Genomic DNA, 506 nt, shown 5'->3' on the forward strand with positions numbered 1-506 from the left:
CGGAGCACGTGAAACTTTGACTGAATATAGGTGGACCATCATCTAAGGCTAAATACTCCCAACTGACCGATAGTGAACCAGTACCGTGAGGGAAAGGCGAAAAGAACCCCTGTGAGGGGAGTGAAATAGAACCTGAAACCGTGTACGTACAAGCAGTAGGAGCCCTTCGAGGGTGACTGCGTACCTTTTGTATAATGGGTCAGCGACTTATATTTTGTAGCGAGGTTAACCGATTAGGGTAGCCGTAGGGAAACCGAGTCTTAACTGGGCGTATAGTTGCAAGGTATAGACCCGAAACCCGGTGATCTAGCCATGGGCAGGTTGAAGGTTGAGTAACATCAACTGGAGGACCGAACCCACTAACGTTGAAAAGTTAGGGGATGACCTGTGGCTAGGAGTGAAAGGCTAATCAAACCGGGAGATAGCTGGTTCTCCCCGAAATCTATTTAGGTAGAGCCTCGGACGAATACTTACGGGGGTAGAGCACTGTTAAGGCTAGGGGGTCA

General features: G+C 49.2%; 1 rRNA gene. It reads left to right on the forward strand.

The annotated features are described in order from the left end of the window. Positions 1-506 (forward strand): 23S ribosomal RNA (locus AOG27_RS21105); the annotation flags it as partial.

This window comes from Pseudoalteromonas lipolytica (genome assembly GCF_001306915.1).
Lineage (GTDB): Bacteria > Pseudomonadota > Gammaproteobacteria > Enterobacterales > Alteromonadaceae > Pseudoalteromonas > Pseudoalteromonas simplex.